Source organism: Streptomyces sp. 5-10, assembly GCF_014712245.1.
Lineage (GTDB): Bacteria > Actinomycetota > Actinomycetes > Streptomycetales > Streptomycetaceae > Streptomyces > Streptomyces violaceusniger.
On record NZ_JACVYG010000014.1, the window covers coordinates 1 to 22,994 of the forward strand.

At 70.1% G+C, this 22,994-nt stretch carries 12 protein-coding genes and 1 pseudogene; 7 read left to right on the forward strand and 6 right to left on the reverse strand.

Going from position 1 to position 22,994, the window contains the following annotated elements; translation table 11 throughout:
* The 3 genes from IEJ02_RS18075 to IEJ02_RS18085 form a co-directional block, all read right to left on the reverse strand.
* The coding region (locus tag IEJ02_RS18075) for a type I polyketide synthase (RefSeq protein WP_191065817.1) at positions 1 to 7,036 on the reverse strand (7,036 nt) is incomplete at its 3' end.
* 261 nt (positions 7,037 to 7,297) lie between these two features.
* Positions 7,298 to 7,504 carry a ferredoxin gene (locus tag IEJ02_RS18080; protein WP_014057308.1) on the reverse strand — a complete coding sequence of 69 codons (207 nt, stop codon included), beginning with the start codon at positions 7,502 to 7,504 and terminating at the stop codon, positions 7,298 to 7,300.
* A gap of 110 nt (positions 7,505 to 7,614) precedes the next feature.
* Positions 7,615 to 8,460: a cytochrome P450 gene (locus IEJ02_RS18085; RefSeq protein WP_223864030.1), complete on the reverse strand. Its 846-nt coding sequence runs from the start codon at positions 8,458 to 8,460 to the stop codon at positions 7,615 to 7,617.
* Between the two features lie 751 nt (positions 8,461 to 9,211).
* Here IEJ02_RS18085 and IEJ02_RS48625 point away from each other — a divergent pair.
* Positions 9,212 to 9,535, forward strand: a pseudogene (locus tag IEJ02_RS48625) (transposase); the annotation flags it as partial.
* Positions 9,536 to 9,632: 97 nt separating this feature from the next.
* A complete protein-coding gene (locus IEJ02_RS18095) occupies positions 9,633 to 11,045 on the forward strand; it encodes an acyltransferase (RefSeq protein ID WP_191065819.1) in 1,413 nt (470 codons plus the stop codon).
* A gap of 224 nt (positions 11,046 to 11,269) precedes the next feature.
* Here the strand turns inward: IEJ02_RS18095 and IEJ02_RS18100 are convergent, their stop codons facing one another.
* Positions 11,270 to 13,150, reverse strand: a complete 1,881-nt coding sequence (locus tag IEJ02_RS18100; RefSeq protein WP_191065820.1) for an ABC transporter ATP-binding protein — start codon at positions 13,148 to 13,150, stop codon at positions 11,270 to 11,272.
* Positions 13,151 to 13,285: 135 nt separating this feature from the next.
* Between IEJ02_RS18100 and IEJ02_RS18105 the strand changes: the two genes are divergently transcribed.
* The gene (locus tag IEJ02_RS18105; RefSeq protein ID WP_137981623.1) at positions 13,286 to 13,726 is read left to right on the forward strand and encodes a MarR family winged helix-turn-helix transcriptional regulator; all 441 of its coding nucleotides are present in this window, start codon (positions 13,286 to 13,288) and stop codon (positions 13,724 to 13,726) included.
* Positions 13,727 to 13,830: 104 nt separating this feature from the next.
* Here IEJ02_RS18105 and IEJ02_RS18110 read toward each other — a convergent pair whose 3' ends face one another.
* On the reverse strand, positions 13,831 to 14,571 hold the full coding sequence (locus tag IEJ02_RS18110) for a L,D-transpeptidase family protein (protein ID WP_191065821.1): 741 nt from the start codon (positions 14,569 to 14,571) through the stop codon (positions 13,831 to 13,833).
* A 159-nt stretch (positions 14,572 to 14,730) separates the two neighbouring features.
* On the opposite strand from IEJ02_RS18110, the gene IEJ02_RS18115 reads away from it, so the two are divergent.
* Both IEJ02_RS18115 and IEJ02_RS18120 read left to right on the forward strand, forming a co-directional pair.
* Positions 14,731 to 16,689 (forward strand): ABC transporter transmembrane domain-containing protein, encoded by a 1,959-nt coding sequence (locus IEJ02_RS18115; protein WP_191065822.1) that lies wholly within the window; start codon positions 14,731 to 14,733, stop codon positions 16,687 to 16,689.
* Positions 16,686 to 18,467, forward strand: coding sequence for an ABC transporter ATP-binding protein (locus IEJ02_RS18120; RefSeq protein WP_191065823.1), 1,782 nt, complete (start codon positions 16,686 to 16,688; stop codon positions 18,465 to 18,467). The genes IEJ02_RS18115 and IEJ02_RS18120 overlap by 4 nt, the downstream gene beginning before the upstream one ends.
* Before the next feature lie 71 nt (positions 18,468 to 18,538).
* Here IEJ02_RS18120 and IEJ02_RS18125 read toward each other — a convergent pair whose 3' ends face one another.
* On the reverse strand, positions 18,539 to 19,330 hold the full coding sequence (locus IEJ02_RS18125; protein WP_191065824.1) for a metal-dependent hydrolase: 792 nt from the start codon (positions 19,328 to 19,330) through the stop codon (positions 18,539 to 18,541).
* A gap of 136 nt (positions 19,331 to 19,466) precedes the next feature.
* On the opposite strand from IEJ02_RS18125, the gene IEJ02_RS18130 reads away from it, so the two are divergent.
* Both IEJ02_RS18130 and IEJ02_RS18135 read left to right on the forward strand, forming a co-directional pair.
* Positions 19,467 to 21,995, forward strand: a complete 2,529-nt coding sequence (locus tag IEJ02_RS18130; protein ID WP_191065825.1) for a DEAD/DEAH box helicase — start codon at positions 19,467 to 19,469, stop codon at positions 21,993 to 21,995.
* 61 nt (positions 21,996 to 22,056) lie between these two features.
* Positions 22,057 to 22,947 (forward strand): acyl-CoA thioesterase, encoded by an 891-nt coding sequence (locus IEJ02_RS18135; protein WP_191065826.1) that lies wholly within the window; start codon positions 22,057 to 22,059, stop codon positions 22,945 to 22,947.
* Positions 22,948 to 22,994: the final 47 nt, after the last annotated feature.

The window sequence follows — 22,994 nt, forward strand, 5'->3', positions numbered from 1 at the left end:
CCGCCATCCCCACCCACTGCGACCCCTGACCAGGGAAGACAAACACTGCCTGGTCCCGGGCGGCCGCCACTCCCCGTACCACACCAGGCGACACGTTCCCCTCGGCCAACGCACCCAGGCCGTTCATGAGGCCGTCCCCGTCGCCCGCCAGCACCACCGCGCGGTGTTCGAACACACTGCGCGTGGTCGCCAACGACAGCCCGACATCGGCGGGCGACAGCTCTCGGCGCTCACGCACATGGGCCAGCAGCCGCTCCGCCTGCGCCTCCACCGCGGTCTCCGACCGTCCGGAGAGCACCCACGGCGTGATCTCCGGAAGCTTCCCGGCCGGGGCCTCGTCATCGGCGGCAGGGCTGGGAGCGTCGTCGAGCGGGGCCTGTTCCAGTACGGCGTGGGCATTGCTGCCACTCATTCCGAAGGAGGAGACCGCCGCACGCCGCGGCCGTCCCGTCTCCGGCCAGGGCATATCGTCCGTCAGCAGGCGCACTCCGCCCGCGGACCAGTCCACGTGTTGCGACGGCTCATCGATGTGCAGCGTCTTCGGCAGCGCGCCGTGCCGCATTGCCATGACCATCTTGATGACACCAGCCACACCGGCCNTCGGCAGCGCGCCGTGCCGCATTGCCATGACCATCTTGATGACACCAGCCACACCGGCCGCCGCCTGCGCATGGCCGATGTTCGACTTCACCGAGCCGAGCCACACCGACTGGTCCGCGGGCCGGTCCTGGCCGTAGGTGGCCAGCAGGGCCTGCGCCTCAATGGGATCGCCCAGCGGGGTGCCGGTGCCATGTGCCTCGACCGCGTCCACCTCGGCCGCCGACAGCCCGGCGTTCGCCAGCGCCGCGCGGATCACCCGCTGCTGAGACGGGCCGTTCGGGGCGGTCAGGCCGTTGGACGCACCGTCCTGGTTCGTCGCCGAACCCCGGACGAGGGCCAGCACCTCGTGCCCGTTGCGTCTGGCGTCCGACAGCCGCTCCACCAGCAGCAGCCCGACACCCTCGGCGAATCCGAAGCCGTCGGCGCTGTTGCTGAACGCCTTGCACTTGCCGTCCGCGGACAGCGCGCGCTGACGGCTGAAATCCACCAGCGCGACCGGTGTGGACATCACCGTCGCACCACCGGTCAGCGCCATGTCGCACTCACCCTGGCGCAGCGCCTGGACCGCCAGGTGCAGCGCGACCAGCGACGACGAGCACGCCGTGTCCACCGTCACGGCGGGCCCCTCGAGGCCGAAGGTGTAGGAGATCCGGCCCGAGGCCACGCTGGCCGCGCTGCCCATGCCGAGGTAGCCCTCAAAGCCGACGGGGGCGTTCCCTTCCAGACGGGCACCGTAGTCGTTGTACATGACCCCGACGAAGACGCCGGTCCGGCTTCCCTTCGCCGCCTCCGGAGCGATACCGGCCCGCTCGAACGCCTCCCACGACGTCTCCAGCAGCAGTCGCTGCTGCGGATCCATCGCCAGCGCCTCACGCGGCGAAATCCCGAAGAACTCCGGGTCGAATTGGTCCGCCTCGTAGAGGAAGCCACCGTTGCGGACGTAGTACGTGCCCTCGTGCGAGGGGTCCGGGTCGTACGTGGACTCGAGGTCCCAGCCACGGTTGGACGGGAGCGGCGACGTGGCATCGGTGCCCTCCATCACCAACTGCCACAGCTCCTCGGGCGTCCGCACCCCACCGGGGAAGCGGCAGCTCATGGCCACGATCGCGATCGGCTCCTCGTCGGTGCGCGACGGGGCCCCGAAGGACCCGCCGCCCGGTGCCGCGATGGTCCTGTCGTGGGAGCCGAGGATCTCCGAACGCAGATGGCCCGCCAGTACCGTCGGGTTCGGGTAGTCGAAAACGAGTGTCGCCGGGAGGCGCAGACCCGTTTCCGCGCTCAGACGTGCCCGCAGGTCCACGGCGGTGAGCGAGTCGAAGCCCAGGTCCTTGAAGGGGCGGCCCACCTCCACGGCGTCCGACTTGGCATGTCCCAGGACGGCGGCCACATGGACGCGGATCACCTCTTCGAGCAGGAACTGTTCCTGATCCGCCTCGGACATGCTGACCAGTCGCCGCCGCAGGCGGGCGGCGATCTCGTCCGCGTCCGCGTCTCCGGCACCCGCGACACGCCGGACGGCCATCCCCGGTACGACGTTGCGGAAGAGGGCGGGGAGCTCGGCACCCCGCGCGCGCAGCGCCGGGATGTCCGGCCGGAAGAGAACGGGGACCACCACGTCCGAGACCAGAGCGGCGTCGAACAGCTCAAGCCCCTCGTCCGTGGCCAGTGGCAGCACGCCCGAGCGGGCTATCCGCCGGATGTCATCCTCGCCGAGGTGTCCGGTCATGCCGCTGGCCTCGGCCCACAGACCCCACGCCATCGACACACCCGGCAGCCCCCGGGTCCGGCGCCAGGACGCCAGGCCGTCCAGGAACACGTTCGCCGCCGCGTAGTTGCTCTGCCCGGCACCGCCCAGCACACCGGTGGCCGAGGAGAACAGCACGAACGCCGACAGGTCCATCCCCGCCGTCAGCTCATGCAGATTCCACGCCGCGTCCACCTTCGCCCGCAACACCGGCTCAACCCGCTCACGCGTCAACGACGTCAGCAGCCCATCGTCGAGCACACCCGCCGCATGCACCACACCACTCAGACCAAAACCCTCCGGCAACCCCTCCAGCACCCCGGCCAGAGCCACACGGTCCGCGGCATCACACGCCGCGATCACCACTTCGGCGCCGGCGGCCTCCAACCCGGCGCGCAGCTCGGCCGCACCCTCGGCCTCCGCACCACGACGGGAGAGCAACACCAGCTTCTCGACGCCGTGCCGGGTCACCAAATGCCGCGCCACCAAGCCGCCCAGCACACCTGTACCGCCCGTCACGAGCACCGCTCCGGAACCGAACGCCCCCGACTCCGGAGCGTCCCCCGAAGGCAGCGACCGGCCCAGACGCGGCACCCGCACCGCACCCGACCGCACCAGCACCTGCTCCTCACCCAGAGCCAGCACCCCGGGGAGAACGTCCGCGACTCCCTCCACGTCATCGGTGTCCACCAGTACCAGGAGCCCGGGATTCTCCGACTGAGCGGACCGCACCAGGCCCCACACCGCGGCCCCCGCCATGTCCGCCACGCCATCGCCCGCATCGACAGCGCCCCGGGTCACCACCACCAGCCGCTCACCCGCACGGTCCTCATCCGCCAACCACCCCTGGACCCGCTCCAAGACCTCGAGGACCCGCCCGTACACCTCGCCCACCACGTCCGCACCACCGGAGGCGACCCGCACGACCTCTGTCCGTGGCGGGACCTCACCCGCCACGACAGCCCCGGGCGCGTCCACCCACTCGACCCGGAACAACGCATCCCGCGCCACCCCGCCCACGGCGTTCAGCTGATCCGCGTCAACCGGACGCAACACCAGCGACTCGACCGACGCCACCCCACGCCCCGACTCATCCCCCACCAGCACCGACACGGCGTCCGACCCGGCGCCCGCCGACGCCAGCCGCACGCGCAGCGATGTCGCACCAACCGCCTCCAGAGCGAACCCACGCCAGGAGAACGGCAGCAGACTCCCCGAACCACCCGCCAGGCCCTCGCTCACACCCATCGCGTGCAACGCCGCGTCGAACAGCGCCGGATGCAGCCCGAACTGGCCCGCCCGCTCCCGCTCTCCTTCCGGGAGCTCGACCTCCGCGAACACCTCACCATCACGCCGCCACGCACGCTTCAGCCCCTGGAAAACCGGCCCATACTCCAACCCGTGCTCCGCGGCCCGCACATACTCACCTGACACATCGACCGACTCGGCCCCCGCCGGAGGCCACACACCGAAGTCGAACGGCACCTCGGAGCTGGGCACGGCCGAACCCAGCACACCATGGGCATGCCGCACCCATGCGGCGCCCTCCCCGTCCGCTTCCTCCCGCGAGAACACACTCACCTCACGGAAGCCGGAAGCGTCCGCCTCCCCCACCTCTACCTGAAGTTGTACGCCACCCTTCGCGGGCACGATCAGCGGCGCCTCCAGGATCAGTTCCTCAACCCGACCACAGCCGACCTGATCGCCCGCCCGTACCACCAGCTCCACGAACGCCGTCCCCGGCAGCAACGTCGCCCCGTGGACGGCGTGATCCGCCAGCCACCCATGCGTGGCCAGCGACAGCCGCCCGCTCAGCAGCACTCCGCCACCACTGGCCAACGACACCACCGCACCCAGCAACGGATGCCCCAGCGAGCCCAACCCCACCGAGCCCACATCGCCCACCCCCGCAGGAGCGTCAAGCCAGAAGCGCTCCCGCTGGAAGGCATACGTCGGCAATTCCACGCGGCGGCCACCATGGCCGGCGAACACCTTCCGCCAATCGACGCCGACCCCGCTCACATAGAGCTCGGCGGCAGAGGTCAGGAACCGCTCGGGCCCGCCCTCATCCCGCCGCAGCGTGCCGACGACCACCGCCTGGGCCTCAGCGGCCTCCACGGTCTGCTGCAACGGCAGCATCAGTACGGTATGCGGGCTCGCCTCGATGAACACGGTGTGGCCGTCGTCCAACAGCTTTCGGGTGGTGGCCTCCAGCTCAACGGTCTGCCGCAGGTTCCGGTACCAGTAGTCCGCGTCCAGACCTGCGGTGTCCACCAGCTCACCGGTCACCGTCGAGTAGAACGGCACCTCCGACGAACGCGGCTGAAGGTCGGCCAGGACCTTCAGCAGCTCTTCGTGAATCGCCTCCACGTGGGCGGAGTGCGAGGCGTAGTCCACCGGGACCCGGCGGACCCGCACCTCCTCGGCCTCCAGCTGGGCCACCATCTCATCCAGCGCCCCCGGGTCACCCGACACCACGACCGAACCGGGACCGTTGACCGCCGCCACCGAGATCGCGCCGTCCCAGGCGGCGAGACGCTCCTTGGCGGCGTCCGCCGACAGGCCGACCGACACCATGCCACCACGGCCCGCGAGACCCGCCGCGATCGCCTGCGACCGCAACGCCACCACCTTCGCGGCATCCTCCAGCGAGAGCGCACCCGCCACACACGCCGCCGCGATCTCACCCTGACTGTGACCCATCACCGCATCCGGTTCCACACCCACCGAACGCCACAGCCTCGCCAGCGACACCATCACCGCGAACAACACCGGCTGCACCACATCCACCCGGTCAAAACCGGGGGCGCCCTCGGCACCGCGCAGCACATCCGTCAACGACCAGTCCACATACGCCGACAGAGCCGACTCACACTCGCCGATCGCCTCCGCGAACACCGGCGAGGACTCCAGCAGCCCCACCGCCATACCCACCCACTGCGCCCCCTGCCCCGGGAACACAAACACCGACCGGCCAGGCGTCTCGGCGTCCTTCCCCCAGACCACACCGGGAAGTTTCACCCCCTCGGCCACCGCCTCCAGACGCTCGAGGAGTTCCTCACGGCCGGCCCCGGTCACGACGGCGCGCTGCTCGAAGGCGAACCTGGTCGTCGCCAGCGAGAGAGCCACATCGGCTGCGCCCAGCTCCGGACGCTCCGCCACGAACTCTCGCAACCGCCCGGCCTGCGCCCGCAACGCGGCGTCACTCTTGCCCGACACCACCCATGCCACGGGACCCGCGATGCCCGCGACACCACCGTCAGCGGGCTCCTCGGCCTCGACCTCGGCCACCTCGACCTCGGGAGCCTGCTCCAGGATCACATGCGCGTTGGTCCCGCTCACACCAAACGACGACACGCCTGCTCTGCGCGGCTCGCCCGTCTCCGGCCATGCCCGCGCCTCGGTCAACAGCTCGACCTGGCCCTCGGACCAGTCCACGTGGCTCGACGGAGCGTCGATGTGCAGCGTCTTCGGCAGCACACCATGCCGCATCGCCAGCACCATCTTCATGACGCCGGCCATACCGGCAGCGGCCTGCGTGTGGCCGAGGTTCGACTTCAGCGAGCCCAGCCACAGCGGCCGCCCCTCCGGCCGGTCCTGCCCGTACGTGGCCAGCAGCGCCTGCGCCTCGATCGGGTCGCCCAGCGTCGTACCCGTACCGTGCGCCTCGACCGCGTCGATCTGGCTGGGAGTCAGCTCGGAGTTTTCCAGGGCCTGCCGGATGACGCGGCGCTGTGACGGGCCGTTGGGGGCCGTCAGACCGTTGCTCGCGCCGTCCTGGTTCACTGCGGAGCCGCGCACCACCGCGAGTATCCGGTGCCCGTTGCGCCGCGCGTCGGACAGCCGCTCCACCAGCAGCACACCGATGCCCTCGGACCATGCGGTGCCGTCGGCTCCGTCGGCGAACGCCTTGCACCGGCCGTCGACGGCCAGACCGCGCTGCCGGCTGAAGGTGACAAAACCCTCGGGACTCACCATGACCGTCGCACCGCCGACCAGTGCCATGGAGCACTCGCCCTGGCGCAGCGACTGAGCGGCCAGATGCAGGGCGACCAGCGCCGATGAGCAAGCGGTGTCCACGGTCAGTGCGGGGCCTTCGAAGCCGAAGGTGTAGGAGACACGGCCCGAGGCGATGCTGGTGGTGGCGCTGTTGTGGAGGTACGGCTCGATCTCGTCCGGGATCTGCGCGGCCTCGGATGCGTACGTGGTGTGCATGGCACCGGTGAAGACGCCTGTCTGGCTGCCACGCAGTGACGCGGGGTCGATGCCCGCCCGCTCCAGCACCTCCCACGACGTCTCCAGCAGCAGCCGCTGCTGGGGGTCCATGGCCAGGGCCTCACGAGGCGAGATGCCGAAAAACGCGGAGTCGAATTGGTCCGCGTCGTGGAGGAAACCGCCTTCGCGAACGTAACTGGTACCCGGATGTTCCGGGTCCGGATTGTAGATCCCCTCCACGTCCCAGCCACGGTTTGTCGGGAAGGGCGAGATCGCGTCCGATCCGTCGGCGACCAACTGCCACAGCGCTTCCGGAGAATTCACTCCACCCGGAAATCGGCAGGCCATACCGATGATCGCAATGGGCTCGGTGGCCGCACTGGTCAGCTGGCGGTTCTGACGCCGGAGCCGCTCGATTTCCTTGAACGACTTGCGCAGCGCTTCAACAGCCTTGTTCTGGTTGGATGCAGCAGGCATCAAAAACTCCACACTAAACACGTCGTTCGCTGGAAGAGCGCAACGGCCCTGAAAGTAATGAAAACACGGTTCGCCAGACGGACACCGACCACGCTAGCTCTGCCCCCATAAGGGAAACCCTAGAAACCCACTCAGGCGTGGTCGACACCCCGGGGCGTGTTCCCGGGTTTTGGTTTCAGTAGCGTTTCACCGGCCGTGTGACTCTTGCCACTCTGCGTTTCTCCGGCGCTATTCATGCCCCCGAAATTTCATGCGCTGTTTTCACACGCCAGGGTCTTCTTCCACACGGATCGCACCGGTCGGGCAGCGGGATACGACCTCTCGCAGAACGTCCAGCCGTCCGGTGTCGGGCTGTGCGTCGAGCAGAACGACGGAGCCGTCCTCGTCGCTCTGGTCGAACAGGTCAGGCGCGATCAGCGCGCACTGGCCAGCCGAACAGCACACCTCACGGTCGGCGGTGATCCTCATCGGGTCTCAGTCCTACCTTGTTGTTCGTGGCATGTCTTGTGGGCCAACTTGCTTGACGGACGATGCGAGAACTCCGCATCGTCCGTCACATCCACCGCTTGGTATCTCGATCAGTCGTCCCAGGTGACGGGCAGCGACCTGGGGCCGTAGTGCACGAAGTCGTCGCGCATGGGGACCTCGTCGGCCGGCACGGCCAGCCGCAGCGTGGGGAACCTGTCGAACAGGGCCTCGTAGCCGACGCGCAGGATCGTGCGGGCGAGGTGCTGACCGAGACACTGGTGGACGCCGTGACCGAGTGCCAGGTGACCGTGGTCCGTACGGCCGACGTCCAGCTGATCGGGGTTGTCGTAGCGCTCGGGGTCGCGGTTGACGGCGGGGAGGGCGACGGTGACCACCTCGCCCTTCTTGATGCTCTGGCCGGCGAACTCGACGTCTTCCAGCGCCCACCGGCTGGCCCCGAGGTGGGAGATGGTGAGGAAGCGGAGGAGCTCCTCGACGGCGTTCCCCATGAGCTCCGGGTCCTCGCGGAGCTTGGCGAGTTGATCGGGGTGCTCGAGCAGGGTGAAGACGCCCATGGCGAGCATGTTGCCAGTGGTGTCGAAGGCCCCGGTGATCAACGTGGCGGTCATGCCCATGAGTTCTTGCTCATCGAGCTGTCCGCCCCGGATCAAATCTCCGAGGAGGTCGTCTCGGGGGTCGTCCATCCTGACGGGGACGAAGCGCGACAGGAATCCACTCATCCCGGACACCGCGGCAAGCGCCTCGGGAACGGTACAGGAGAGCCGTCCGAGCGTCTCCACGTGCCGCTGCAGGGTCTTCCGCTCCGATTCGGGGACGCCGATCATCTCGCACATCACCCGGGAGGGAACGGATTCGGTGAAGACCTCCACCAGATCGGCGCCCGGTCCGGCCTTTTCCAGGTCGTCGAGTTGTTCGTGCACGATTCGCTCGATCATGGGGGTGAACTGACGCGTGCGCCGAACCGTGAAAAAGCCGGTGACCAGCTTGCGATACCGGCTGTGGATCGGGTCATCCGTCTTCGCAAAGGCGCCCGGATCGGCCGGGCCGGCGTACCCCAGCTCCGTGGGGACAGGAGAGATTATCCCCTCCTGGCGCGCGCTGAAGCTCTTATGGGTGAGCAGTTCCTTCGCTTCCGCGTGGCGCGTGATGAGCCACCCGGTCGTCCCGCCGTGATAACTCATGCGCGTTATCCGCTCCCGCTCGCGCAGGGGGGTGTAGCCATCCGGAGGGTTGAAGGGGCGGCTCCGCTTGGTAGGCATTGACACAGGGGGGTGCAGGGCGTCGACCAAGACTCCTCCATCGATTTATAACCCATGTATCGAGGTCGTCGGCGGCTACACCGGCTGACTCGATGTCGATGCTAGCTTCGCGGTCGGCTCAAAAGCGCACCCAAAGGTCCCCGCAGACAACATCTGCGAATTTCCTTAGACAAAGGCGGGAGCTGTTGACCCCGTGCGCGCGGGTGGACTCACCGCGCCGTCCGCGACGTCCGAGCGTCGCGCCCCCATCGCTCGCCTCCCTCCTTCCCCGGACTCGGCTTCTCCAACCCCACCGTCATGTGGCGGGGTTCGTGACCGGTGGCTTGCGATGGCTGTTGTGCTGATCGCGCCAAACGATGTGCGGCCTGGTGCCTGGGCTTCGGAGCTTGAGGCTCGCGGAGTATGTCGGCCACGACGCCCCGGCCGGCTTGCAGCACCGAAGTCCTGGACGTCCGACCGGGAACGGTGCCGCGCGGCAGGGGCGCCCGACGCCCGGGCCTTCGCGACCAAGACCGAGCTTGCCCGGAGCCTTGTCGTCCGGGCCCTTGCCTCACCCCTGCCCATCGCGTGGGTGACGGCGGACGCTCTCTACGGCCAGGACTGGCGCTTCCGCCGCATGCTCGAGGAGGCCGGGCCGGGCTACGTCGTCGCGGCCCCGAAGTCACAGCAGATCAAGATCCGGACGCCCCGTAACACGCTCACGGCCGCCGAGAAAGATCGAGGCCGGACGGAAGTTGGGGAATTTCCCTAAACCCGGTTCCCCTTCAGGAGGCCGCTCGCACCCGTGGGGTTAGGGTCAACTCGTCGAGATGACAGTGCGTTTGGGCCCGACGAAAGAGCGTGTGAGTATGACGGCTTCCGCCACCGAGAGCGGCGCCAAGCGATCGTTCACCGTGTGTGCCGGAGAGGCGAGCGGTGACCGCGTACGGCTGAGCGTCTACGACATGCTCTTCAGCACGGTCTACACGACCCGCGCCTTTTTCTACCGGGAGACGCTCGACGGCGAGGCGCTGCGCGCCTCCCTCGGCCGGACGCTGCGTAACTTCCCCGTCCTTTCGGGCCGCATGAAGAAGGACCCCGACGGCGGTCTCAGTGTGCTCTGCGACGACTCCGGGGTGCGCTTCGTCGAGGCCCAGGCATCCGTGCCCATGCCGGACTACGGGCCCCGCCACACGGCGAAAAAGGGACTGGATCGCTATCTCAGTCACGCCATGCCGTTCTGGGTGGTCGACCGCGACACGCCGCTCTTCACGGTGAAGCTCACCCATATGAAGGGCGGCGGCTCCATCCTGGGGCTCACGATGAACCACGCGGTGGGCGACGGGTCCAGCTATATGAGTTTCCTGGAGGCCTGGTCGCACGAGCACCGGGGCCTCGGGTACGCCAAGCCCAGCCATGACCGCGGGGTCATCGACGCGCTCGGCGCCTCGGCCTCCGATGACACCCACACAGGCGGCCTCACCGGCGGCGCCCATTTCACGGTCACCGGGCGCGGCCGGAAGGCCGCCTTCGTGGGCCGCGCCCTGAAGGGCAGCCTCGGCAGTGTGACGACGGTGACCACCCGCTTCACCGCCGCCGAGCTGGCCGCCATGAAGGACGCCGCGATGGCCGACCTCGCGGGCACGGAGCGGTGGGTGTCGACCAATGACGCGCTCACCGCCCATCTGTGGAAAGTGCTCGGCGCATTGCGTGACCGCCCCGATGCGAGCGAGGAACGGCTCGGCCTCATCGCCGACTTCCGTTCGTTCGTCGGCGCGGCCGTTCCTGATGACTACTGGGGCAACGCCGTCACCAACACCCGGCCCGGGATGACCGCGGCCGAACTGCGCTCGCGCCCGCTCGGCGAGGTCGCCGCGGCGATCCGCGCGGGCTACGCCGAGAACACGGAGGAGCGAATCCGCGAGGAAGTGGCGTTCCTGTGCGCCGAACGCGACGCGGGGCGCCTCAAGCGCGTCATGACCACCATGGCGCTGGACTCGTTCGACACCACCATCGCGATCAACAACTGGTCGAAGCTGCCCTTCTATCGCCTCGACTTCGGGCAGGGCGCCCCCTTCTGGTACGACTTCTCCCCCACCCCCATTCCCTGGACCGTGCATATCGCGCCGACCCCGGCCGACCAGAACGGCGGCCGCGATGTGCACATCGCGCTGCCCCGCACCCACATCCGGGCCCTCAAGGAGCCGTCCTGGGTCGGGCGGTTCCACCGTTACGCGGATTCCGGCGAGGCATTTCCGCTGACCTTTGCCGCAGCCGGCTAGAGCCGGAGATGTGATCTTGCTGGTCATCAGGTCATCGGCGACGCGCGCACCGGCTGCTCGATATGTCGCGGCCGTGCGATGACATCCTCACCGCGCAGACCCGTGAGGACCTCTCCGCCGATCTCCCACCGGAGTGGTCGGAGAACGAGTGGGTGCTGGTCCAGCAGGAGCAATACCGTACGGGTGCCCGCTCACTCCGCGGGTCGTGCGGAGGGCTTCGGGCGCTAGACGGCGGGGACCACCGGCGACAGATGGGCGTCGCGCCGCACCAGTGCGGCGTAGCGTCCGTCCTTGGCCAGCAGCTCCTCGTGGGTCCCCCGCTCGGCGATGCGGCCGCCGTCGAGCACGACGATCTGGTCGGCGTCACGCACGGTGGAGAGCCGGTGGGCGATGGTGATCGTGGTGCGACCGGCCGACAGTGCGTCGATGGCATCCTGGACGGCCTGCTCGGTGCGGGTGTCCAGGGCGCTGGTGGCTTCGTCGAGGATGAGGACGGGCGGGTCGCGCAGAATCGTGCGGGCTATGGCCAGACGCTGCTTCTCCCCACCGGAGAAGCGGTAGCCACGCTCTCCCACGAGGGTGTCATAGCCGTCCGGGAGGGAGGCGATGTGGCCGTGGATCTGGGCGGCCTCGGCCGCGGCCACGAGCTCCTCATCGGTCGCGTCGGGCTTGGCGAAGCGCAGATTCTCGGCGACGGAGGCGTGGAAGAGATAGGTCTCCTGGGAGACGACGCCGACGGCCCGGGCGAGGGAGTCGAAGTCGAGGTCGCGCACGTCCACCCCGTCGATCAGCACCCGGCCGCCGGTCACGTCGTAGAGCCGGGGCACCAGATAGCTGAGGGTCGTCTTGCCGGAGCCGGTCGGTCCGACGACCGCCAGGCTGCCGCCCGCGGGGACGGTCAGATCGATACCGCGCAGGGTGCCCTTCGACGCGGTGCCCTTCGACGCGGTGTTCTTCGGCACGGTGCTCTTCGACGAGCCGTTTGAGGGGCCGGGCGGGGTGCTGTCGTAGTCGAAGTCGACGCCGTCGAAGCGGACTTCGCCGCGCACCTTCTCCAGGCGCACCGGGTCGGCGGGCTCGGTGATGTCGATCGGCAGGTCGAGGTATTCGAAGATGCGGGCGAAGAGGGCGAGGGAGGTCTGCACCTGCACACCGGTGGACAGCAGGCTCACCGTGGGCCGGAGCAGCCCCTGCTGGAGCGAGACGAAGGCGACGAGCGTGCCGATGGAGACGGCGGGGCCACCGGCCTGGAGGGCGATGCCCGCGGCCCAGTAGATCAGCGCGGGCATGGCGGCCATGACGACGCCGATGGTGGACATCCGCCAGCGGCCGGCCATGTTGGAGCGCACTTCCAGACCCACGAGGCGCTCGGACTCCTGGGCGAACTGCTGGGTGAGCGACTCGGACCGGCCCATGCTGCGGCCGAGCAGGATGCCGCTGACCGACAGGGACTCGGTGACCATCGCGGACATGGCCGCCATCTGCTTCTGGCGCTGTGAGGTGATCTTCTTGCGCTCGGCGCCGACGCGACGGCTGATCCAGACGAACACCGGCAGCAGGAGCAGGGAGACGACGGTCAGCCGCCAGTCGAGCGCGAGCATCGCGACCACGGTGGCGACCACGCTGGTGAGGTTGGAGACCAGGGAGGTCGCGGTGGAGGTGGCGGTGGCCTGCATACCGCCGATGTCATTGGCGATACGGGACTGCACCTCGCCGGTGCGGGTGCGAGTGAAGAAGGCGAGCGGCATGCGCTGCAGCCGGTCGTAGACGGCGGTGCGCAGATCGTGCATCACGCGCTGGCCGACGGTGGTGGAGATCAGCGTCTGCAGAACGCCGAAGACGCTGTTGACGACCGCCGCGGCGATCATGCCGAGGGCGAGCAGGGTGAGCAGTCCGGTGCGGCCGTCGGGGATGGCGGTGTCGAGGATCTCCCGGAGGAGGAACGGCGAGGCGACCGAGACCAGCGCGGAGGCGGCGACCAGCAGGCCGACCACGGCGAGACGGCCGCGATAGGGACGGAAGAGCCGGAGGATGCGGCGCACCTGGGCGGGCTGCTCGGGCTCCTGGGCGGACGGGGTCCATGACGGAGGTGTGTCGGGGTGCATGGGCTCCTTCTGGAGACAGGGTGGCCGCCGCGGGTGTCGGCATGGTCGAGCCGTGGCCGCGTCGGCGCGGATTTTGAGAGCATAGCTCATTGTTACCTATGCTCACAATGAATCCCGTCCTGATAAACTGCGATCATGCCCACGTCCGAGACATCCGGCCTCCTCGCGGAGCAGTTGCTGCGCCTGACCCGCAGACTGCACCGCGCCCAGAAGCGCCATATGGAGCCGCTGGGCATCACCCCCGCCCAGTCCCGCCTGCTGCGCACCGTCGCCCATGACGACCGGCCGCCGCGGATGGCGGACCTGGCCCAGCGCCTCGAGGTGGTCCCGCGCGCCGTGACGACGCTGGTGGACGCCCTGGAGGCGCATGGTTCGGTGCGCCGCGTACCGGATCCGACCAACCGCCGGGTGGTGCGCGTCGAGCTCACCGACACCGGGCGCTCCACGCTGCGCGCGCTGCGCGAGGCGCGCCGGGCCGCCGCGGAGGACATCCTGGCGCCGCTCAGCGATCAGCAGCGCGAGGCGCTGGGCGCGCTGCTGGACACCCTGTCCGGCGCCCCGGACCACCGCTGCTGAGATCTGGGCGACCGCGCCGCTGAGAGCCCTTGACCGCACCACCGGGTCCGTGTGACCCCGCCACCGGGCTCCGTGTGACTGCCGGGAGATCCCCGGTGCCGCGCTCAGGCGGCCAGATGCGCCTTGTCCCCCATGACCACCACCGGGTGCAGCTTGGGGTCGAGGTTCTTCAGCAGATACTCCATACCGGACTTGGAGAGGCTGACACAGGCCGAGGTGCCGCTGCCGTGATCCATGTGCAGCCAGATGCCGCCGCCCTTGCTCTGCCCCTCGGGCCGGGTCTGGTCCAGCGGCGAGGTGCCCTTGACGCGGTTGTAGTCAATGGCGATGACGTAGTTGAAGTCCGTCCAGTGGGACTTGGGCCAGTAGTGCGGCGCGGCGAAGGATCCGGACGACGTGTACGGCAGCCGGGCACCGGGGTCGGGCAGCACACCCCCCGCGTCGCTGAGCGTGTAGACCCCGACCGGGCTGCGCTTGTCGCCCTCGTGATGGCTCGTCGTCCAGCCGCGCTTGCCGTTGTGCGCGGCCCAACTGCGCGTCCGCTCCCATGCCTTGCCCTCCTTGGTGTAGAGGACCACGGTCGCGTCCGCGGAGTTCACCCCTTTGCCGTAGACCGCCACGACCTGACGGGACTGGTCCGGGATCCGGGACTGGAGCGTGTCCCCCACGTCCGGGATACGCGTGGGATCCGACGTGGGCGCCCCGCCGCGCAGCGCTTGTTTGCCCTGGTCCGCGCCCTTGTCACCACCGCTGTCACCGCCGCCGTCGCCACAGGCGGTGAGGAGGACGAGGGCCGCGGCGGCCGCGGCCGCCGCACGCATGGACATCGTGCCGGAAATTCGCATGTCCCCATGGTCCCACCCCCATAGGACAGTGCGGCATGCGGGATTGGCGTGTTCCGGCCGGTCCCGGGAAAACCAGTTGAAATCCGCAGCGTGAGAACGTCAGCCTGGCACGTCTCCTGCCCTCCCCTCCCTCCGCCGCCCGCCCGACCTTGGGACGTCATGCACATTCGCGATCTTCCGTACCCCGATCCCGGCCGACCCGACGTGCGGTCAGGTCCGAGGTTTCTCTTCTGGCTGGGCAGGAATCAGCTGGGCGGTCAGGTCAAGGCGGCCCTCTGGGGTCTGGTGCACATGGCCGCGCTGGTGTCCTTCCCGCTGGCCATCGGCTTCGGTGTGCAGGCGGTGGTGGACCGCTCCGGCTCCCGGCTGGCGATGGCCGGGGCGCTGATGGTGGGGCTCACCGTGCTCACCGCGCTGGGGGACGCCATGCTGCACCGTGCGGCGGTCACCAACTGGATCACGGCGGCGGCCCGGGTGCAGCAGTTGCTCTCCCGCAAGGCGGTGGAGCTGGGGTCCACGCTCACCCGGAAGGTGGCGGCCGGTGAGGTCGTCGCCGTTTCCACGGGCGATGTCGAGAAGATCGGCTGGTTTGTGGAGGCCCTGTCCCGCTTCGCGGCGGCCGCGATCACCACCGTCGCGCTCTGCGTGGCGCTGGTGTTCTACCAGCCCGCGCTGGGAGTGGTGGTGGCGGTCGGTGTGCCCGCGCTGGCGCTGGCCGTGCTGCCGCTGCTGCCGCGCGCGGCGCGCCGGGCCGACGACCAGCGGGAGAAGGCGGGCCGGGCCACCGAGCTGGCCTCGGACACCGTGGCCGGGCTGCGGGTGCTGCGCGGCATCGGCGGTGAGGAGCTGTTCCTGAGCCGCTACCGGGACGCCTCGCAGGAGGTGCGGGCCGCGGCGGTGCGCAGCGCGCGGATGTGGGCGCTGATCGCGGCCGTACAGGTGGCGCTGCCGGGGCTGCTGCTGATCGGTGTGGTCTGGTACGGGGTGTCGCTGGCCCGCGAGGGGCGGATCGAGGTGGGCGAGCTGGTCACCGTCTACAGCGCGGTCACCTTTCTGCTCTTCCCGCTGCGGCACTTCGAGGAGATCGCCATGGCGTACTCCTTCTCCCGGCCCTCCGCGCGGCGCGCGGCCCGGGTGCTGGCGCTGCGGCGCTCCTCCGCGGGCGGCGAGGGCGCGGCCACCGCGGCATCCGTGGCCACCGCGGCATCCTACGGGGGCGAGCGCGCGGAAGCGCAGGAGGCCACCGCACCCCTCGGCGGGGATCTGTACGACCCGGTGAGCGGGATGCTGGCGCCGAGCGGGGTGCTGACCGCGGTGGTGTGCGGCGATCCGGACGCGGCCGGGCGGCTGGCGGACCGGCTCGGCGGGCATCCCGCACACGGCGGCCCGGGCGACGGGGACGACGGCGGGGCGCCGTCGGCGCTGCTCGGCGGGGTCGCCCTGGACGAGGTGGCGCTGGCCTCGGCGCGCACGGCGGTGCTGGTGCAGGACAAGGACCCGGTACTGCTGTCGGGGACGCTCGCCGAGCTGCTGGATGTGCCGAGGTCCGGGCGGGTCTCGGCGGAGAAGGCGCTGGAGGCGGCCCAGTGCGGCGATGTGCTGGAGGCGCTGGCGCAGGCGTCGGCGGCCGACGAGGGCGACGCCGACCCCATGCGCGCCCGGATCACCGAGCGCGGCCGCTCACTGTCGGGTGGCCAGCGGCAGCGGCTGGCGCTGGCCCGCTCGCTGGTGACCGATCCGGAGGTGCTGGTGCTGGACGAGCCGACCTCCGCGGTGGACTCGCACACCGAGGCGCGGATCGCCGACGGGGTGCGGCGGCTCCGGACGGGCCGGACCACCATCGTGTTCACCTCCAGCCCGCTGGTGCTGGACCGGGCCGACCGGGTGGTGTTCGTGGCCGACGGCGAGGCGGCGGGGGTGGGCACCCACCGTGAACTGCTGGGCACCGATCCCGCGTATCGCGCGGTCGTCACCCGCGAGACGGACGGCGAGGCCGCCGTGCGGTGGCCCGAGCGGCCCACCGGGTCGGCCGGCCACGGCCTGAAGGGCACCGTGCGAGAGGACATCGCGCGGGAAGACATCGGGCGGATCGAGGAACAGATCGAGGAGTCGGCATGATCGGCGTGGCACCGCCCGCCTATGACCCGGCCGCACCGGAGTCGGCGACGACGCTGCCGGTCGGCACACCCACCACCGTGCGGGCCTATGTGCGTGAGCTGCTGCGGCGGCACCGGGCCGCCTTCACCGTGCTGATGGTCGTGAACGCGACCGCGGTGCTCGCCTCCATGGTCGGCCCGCAGCTGCTGGGTGGCGTGGTCGAGGATCTCTCCCAGGGCGAGAAGGACCTCCACATCGGGCGCACCGTGGCGCTGTTCGCGGTGGCGCTGGTGGTGCAGACGGTGTTCGTCCGGCTGGTGCGGCTGCGCGGGGCGGTGCTGGGCGAGCAGATGCTGGCCGATCTGCGGGAGGACTTCCTCGTACGGTCGGTGGGTCTGCCCCCGGGGGTGCTGGAGCGGGCCGGGACCGGGGATCTGCTGTCCCGGATCACCACCGATATCGACCGGCTGGCGAACGCGATGCGGGAGGCCGTGCCCCAGCTCGCCATCGGTGTGCTGTGGACCGGCCTGCTGCTCGGCGCGCTGACCCTGACCGCTCCCCCGCTGGGTCTCGCGGTACTGGTGGCGCTCCCGGTGCTGGTGATCGGCTGTCGGTGGTACTTCCGGCGCGCGCCGAGCGCCTACCGCTCGGAGGCGGCAGGATACGCGGCGGTGTCCGCGTCCCTCACCGAGAGCGTGGACGCCGGGCGGACCATCGAGGCCCACCGGCTGGGCGACCGGCGGATCGCCCAGTCCGAGCTGCGCATCCGGCAGTGGACGGCGTGGGAGCGCTACACCCTCTGGCTGCGCTCGGTGCTCTTCCCGGTGATCAATGTGAGCTACACGCTGATCACCGGTTCGGTGCTGATGATCGGCGGCCTGTGCGTGATGCGGGGCTGGATGTCGATCGGCGAGCTGACCACCGGGGCGCTGCTGTCGCAGATGCTGGTCGAGCCGATCGGGCTGATCCTGCGCTGGTACGACGAGCTCCAGGTGGCGCAGGTGTCGCTGGCCCGGCTGGTGGGGGTGCGGGAGATCGAGGCGGGCCCCGCCGACGAGGGGGTGGTCCCCGGTGGCCGGGAGGTGCGGGCGGACGAGGTGCGGTTCGGCTACCACGAGGGCAGCGATGTGCTGCACGAGGTGTCCATGAAGGTGCCCCCGGGGACGCGGCTGGCGCTGGTGGGCCCGTCCGGGGCGGGGAAGTCCACTCTGGGGCGGCTGCTGGCCGGTATCTACTCCCCGCGCACCGGCCGGGTGACCCTGGGCGGTGCGGAGCTGGCGCGGATGCCGACCGAGCGGGTCCGGGAGCATGTGGCCCTGGTCAACCAGGAGCACCATGTCTTCGTGGGCTCGCTGCGGGACAATCTGCTGCTGGCCCGCGCCTTCGCCGAGGACGCCGAGCTGTGGGCGGCGCTGGGCGCCGTCGACGCCGACGGCTGGGCCCGCGCGCTGGACGAGGGCCTGGACACCGAGGTCGGTTCGGGCGGTCTCGCGCTCACCCCCGCACAGGCGCAGCAGATCGCGCTGGCCCGGCTGGTGCTCGCCGATCCGCACACGCTGGTGCTGGACGAGGCCACCTCGCTGCTGGACCCGCGGGCGGCGCGCCATCTGGAGCGGTCTCTGGGCCGGGTGCTGGAGGGCAGGACCGTGGTCGCGATCGCCCACCGGTTGCACACGGCGCATGACGCTGATGTGATCGCCGTGGTGGAGAGCGGCCGGATCACCGAGCTGGGCAGCCATGACGAACTCGTCGGGGCGGACGGGGCGTACGCCGCGCTGTGGCGCTCCTGGCACCAGTAGCGGGAGGGGTGGCCGCGCACCGGCGTGGCCACCCCGGTACTGCCCGGGGCCGCCCCGGTGCCGTCCGGGGTTCAGATCACGCCGAGGGCGGCGAGTCCGCCCATGCCACCGAGCAGCATGAAGACCGGCATCAGCACCTTCAACTCGACCCAGCTGCCGGCCCGGAACCGCATCCCCTTCGGCGGACCGACCGGGTACCAGCGCTTGCGGCCGATCGGGATGGGCCACAGGATCGGGCAGCCGGAGACGGTGAGCGCGTCCCCGATGTCGTGGACCAGGGCGCCGAGCACGATCGGCAGGCCCAGCCAGAGGTACTCCTGGCCCGGTGCGCTGAACAGCCAGTCCGAGCCATTGCCGGGCTTGTGCAGCACATCGGCGAGGATCCAGGCGCTGGCCGCCCCGAGCAGCCACACCAGGACATCGCTGGAGACCCGCGCCGCCCGCCACAGCAGGCCCTCGACGGCCAGCACCATATGGACGAAGAGGATGCCCAGCACCGCCCAGCGGCCGCCGATCATCGCGAGCCCCGAGGCTCCGGCGCCGATCAGCACCGCCCATACCCAGGTGTGGGTCAGGGTGCGGTGGCCGCCAGAGCGGCGCGGGTCGCCCGCCTTCCTGGTCGACTTGTAGACGGAGTACGAGAGCTTGTCGATCACCTCGCACAGTCCCCGCGAGATGGGCCCGAAGGCGCGCGATATGGTCGCCGCCTTGTGGTCGAGGTCGGGGGCGAGCGCCGCTCCCGCGCAGATCAGCGCGCCGGCGACCAGCACCGGCCAGGGCATCGCGTGGCCGGCCGCCGCGGCCGCCGCCCCCACCCCCAGCCAGGCCGCCGCCCCGGACAGCGAATGCGCCGGTCCCATCATGGTCGTACCCCGCCCCTGTTCTTTCCCGCTTCCGAGCGGGAGTTGACTGCTTCGGCCCGGCACAGCCTAGCGGCGGACGATCTTCGCACGTACAGCCGGTTCCCGCCCCGGCGGGGAAACCAGGCAGTATAGGTGCGTGACTCTTATCGATCAGCTGCCGAGCGACGCCGACCCCGACGCACTTTTCGAGGCGTTCTCCACCTGGGTCGAGGAGCGGGGCATCTCGCTGTACCCCGCCCAGGAGGAAGCGCTGATCGAGGTGGTGTCCGGGGCGAATGTGATCCTCTCGACCCCCACCGGCTCGGGCAAGAGCCTGGTGGCGGCGGGCGCCCACTTCGCCGCGCTCGCCCGGGACGAGGTCACCTTCTACACCGCGCCGATCAAGGCCCTGGTCTCGGAGAAGTTCTTCGAGCTGTGCAAGCTCTTCGGCACCGAGAACGTCGGAATGCTCACCGGCGACGCGTCGGTCAACGCGGACGCGCCGGTCATCTGCTGCACGGCCGAGGTGCTGGCGTCCATCGCCCTGCGGGACGGCAAGGACGCCGATATCGGTCAGGTGGTGATGGACGAGTTCCACTTCTATGCGGAGCCGGACCGGGGCTGGGCGTGGCAGATCCCGCTGCTGGAGCTGGAGCAGGCGCAGTTCATCCTGATGTCGGCGACGCTCGGTGATGTGAGCCGGTTCGAGGAGGATCTGACCCGGCGCACCGGGCGGCCCACCGCGGTCGTGCGGTCGGCGACCCGGCCGGTGCCGCTGAGCTACGAGTACCGGACGACGCCGCTGACCGAGACGCTGACCGAGCTGCTGGAGACCCAGCAGGCGCCCGTCTACATCGTCCACTTCACCCAGGCGGCGGCGGTGGAGCGGGCCCAGGCGCTGATGAGCATCAATATGTGCTCGCGCGCCGAGAAGGACGAGATCGCCTCGCTGATCGGCAATTTCCGCTTCACCACCAAGTTCGGCCGCAACCTGTCCCGTTACGTCCGGCACGGGATCGGTGTGCACCATGCGGGCATGCTGCCCAAGTACCGGCGGCTGGTGGAGAAGCTGGCGCAGGCCGGGCTGCTCAAGGTCATCTGCGGTACGGACACCCTGGGCGTGGGCGTCAACGTGCCCATCCGCACCGTCCTGTTCACCGCGCTGACCAAGTACGACGGTCAGCGGGTGCGGACGCTGCGGGCCCGGGAGTTCCACCAGATCGCGGGCCGGGCCGGACGGGCCGGCTTCGACACCGCGGGCTTTGTGGTGGCCCAGGCGCCCGAGCACGTCATCGAGAACGAGAAGGCGCTGGCGAAGGCCGGGGACGATCCGAAGAAGCGCCGCAAGGTGGTCCGCAAGAAGGCGCCGGAGGGCTTCGTCAACTGGGGCCAGAACACCTTCGAGAAGCTCATCGCCTCCGAACCCGAGCCGCTCACCTCCCGGTTCCGGGTCACCCACGCGATGCTGCTGTCGGTGATCGCCCGTCCCGGCAACGCCTTCGAGGGGATGCGCCACCTGCTGGAGGACAACCACGAGCCGCGCAAGAACCAGCTGCGGCACATCCGCCGGGCGATCGCGATCTACCGCTCGCTGCTGGACGGCGGGGTGGTCGAGCAGGTGAAGCCCAGGGACGCCGACGGCGAGGACGGGGGCGCCCCGATCGTCCGGCTGACGGTGGATCTGCAGCAGGACTTCGCGCTCAACCAGCCGCTGTCCACCTTCGCGCTGGCCGCCTTCGAGCTGCTGGACCCCGAATCGCCCTCCTACGCCCTGGACATGGTCTCGGTCGTGGAGTCGACACTGGACGACCCCCGGCAGATCCTGGCGGCGCAGCAGAACAAGGCGCGCGGTGAGGCGGTGGCCGCGATGAAGGCGGACGGCGTCGAGTACGAGGAGCGCATGGAGCGGCTCCAGGACATCTCCTACCCCAAGCCGCTGGAGGACCTTCTCTTCCACGCGTACGGGCTCTACCGCAAAAGCCATCCATGGGTCGGCGACCATCCGCTCTCGCCCAAGTCGGTGATCCGCGACATGTACGAGCGGGCGATGACCTTCACCGAGTTCACCTCGTTCTACGACCTGGCGCGGACCGAGGGCATTGTGCTGCGCTACCTGGCCAGCGCCTTCAAGGCCCTGGACCACACCGTGCCGGACGATCTGAAGTCCGATGACTTCCAGGACATCATCGCCTGGCTCGGCGAGATGGTGCGGCAGGTCGACTCCAGCCTCCTCGACGAGTGGGAGCAGCTGGCCAACCCGGAGGAGGAGTCGGCGGAGGAGGCGCAGGAGCGCGCCGACCAGGTCAGGCCGGTCACCGCCAACGCCCGCGCCTTCCGCGTGCTGGTGCGCAACGCCATGTTCCGCCGGGTGGAGCTGGCCGCGCTGGACAAGGTCGCCGAGCTCGGGGAGATGGACGCCGACTCCGGCTGGGACGAGGACGCCTGGGCGGAGGCGCTGGACGGGTACTGGGAGGAGTACGAGGAGCTCGGGACCGGAGCGCAGGCCCGCGGGCCGAAGCTGCTGCGGATCGAGGAGGACCCCGAGCACGGTCTGTGGCGGGTGCGGCAGACCTTCGACGACCCGAACGGCGACCATGACTGGGGCATCTCGGCGGAGGTCGATCTCGCCGCCTCCGACGAGGAGGGCCGGGCGGTGGTCCGGGTCACCGACGTGGGCCAACTGTAGCCTCCTGGACGCGGTCCACGCCGGGGACCGGCCCGGCCCCCTCAGCGAAGGAGCACCATCGATGACCAATCCCGCCGAGCGCCTGGTCGATCTGCTCGACCTGGAACGGATCGAGCTGGACATCTTCCGCGGCCGCAGCCCCGATGAGTCGCTGCAGCGGGTGTTCGGCGGGCAGGTGGCGGGCCAGGCGCTGGTGGCCGCCGGGCGGACCACCGATGGGCAGCGTCCGGTGCACTCACTGCACGCGTACTTCCTGCGGCCGGGTCGGCCGGGCGTGCCCATCGTGTACCAGGTGGAGCGGGTCCGGGACGGGCGCTCCTTCACCACCCGCCGGGTCGTCGCCATCCAGCAGGGTCGCACGATCTTCAATCTGACGGCCTCCTTCCATTCTCCTGAGCCCGGTATCGAGCAGCAGCTGCCGATGCCGGATGTGCCCGGGCCGGAGGGTCTGCCGACCCTCGCCGACGAGGTCCGCGCCCATCTGGGCACGCTCCCCGAGGCATTCGCCCGCATGGAGCGCCGGCAGCCCTTCGACATCCGCTACGTGGAGCGGCTGCGCTGGACGGCCGAGGAGCTCAAGGGCGCGGAACCGCGCAGTGCCGTATGGATGCGCGCGGTGGGGCCGCTCGGGGACGACCCGCTGGTGCACACCTGTGCGCTCACCTATGCGAGCGACATGATGCTGCTGGACGCGGTGCGGGTTCCGATCGAGCCGCTGTGGGGCCCACGGGGCTTCGACATGGCCTCGCTGGACCACGCCATGTGGTTCCACCGGCCGTTCCGCACCGATGAGTGGTTTCTCTACGAGCAGGAGTCGCCCGTGGCCACGGGCGGCCGGGGACTGGCGCGCGGCCGGATCTACGACCGCGCGGGCCGGCTCCTGGTGTCCGTGGTGCAAGAGGGACTGTTTCGTCCGCTGCCGCCCGCCGAGGGTGCCGCGGACGGCGACTGACCCCCACCGTGGTGTGCCGCGCCGTGGCGTGCCCCACCGTCGTGGCC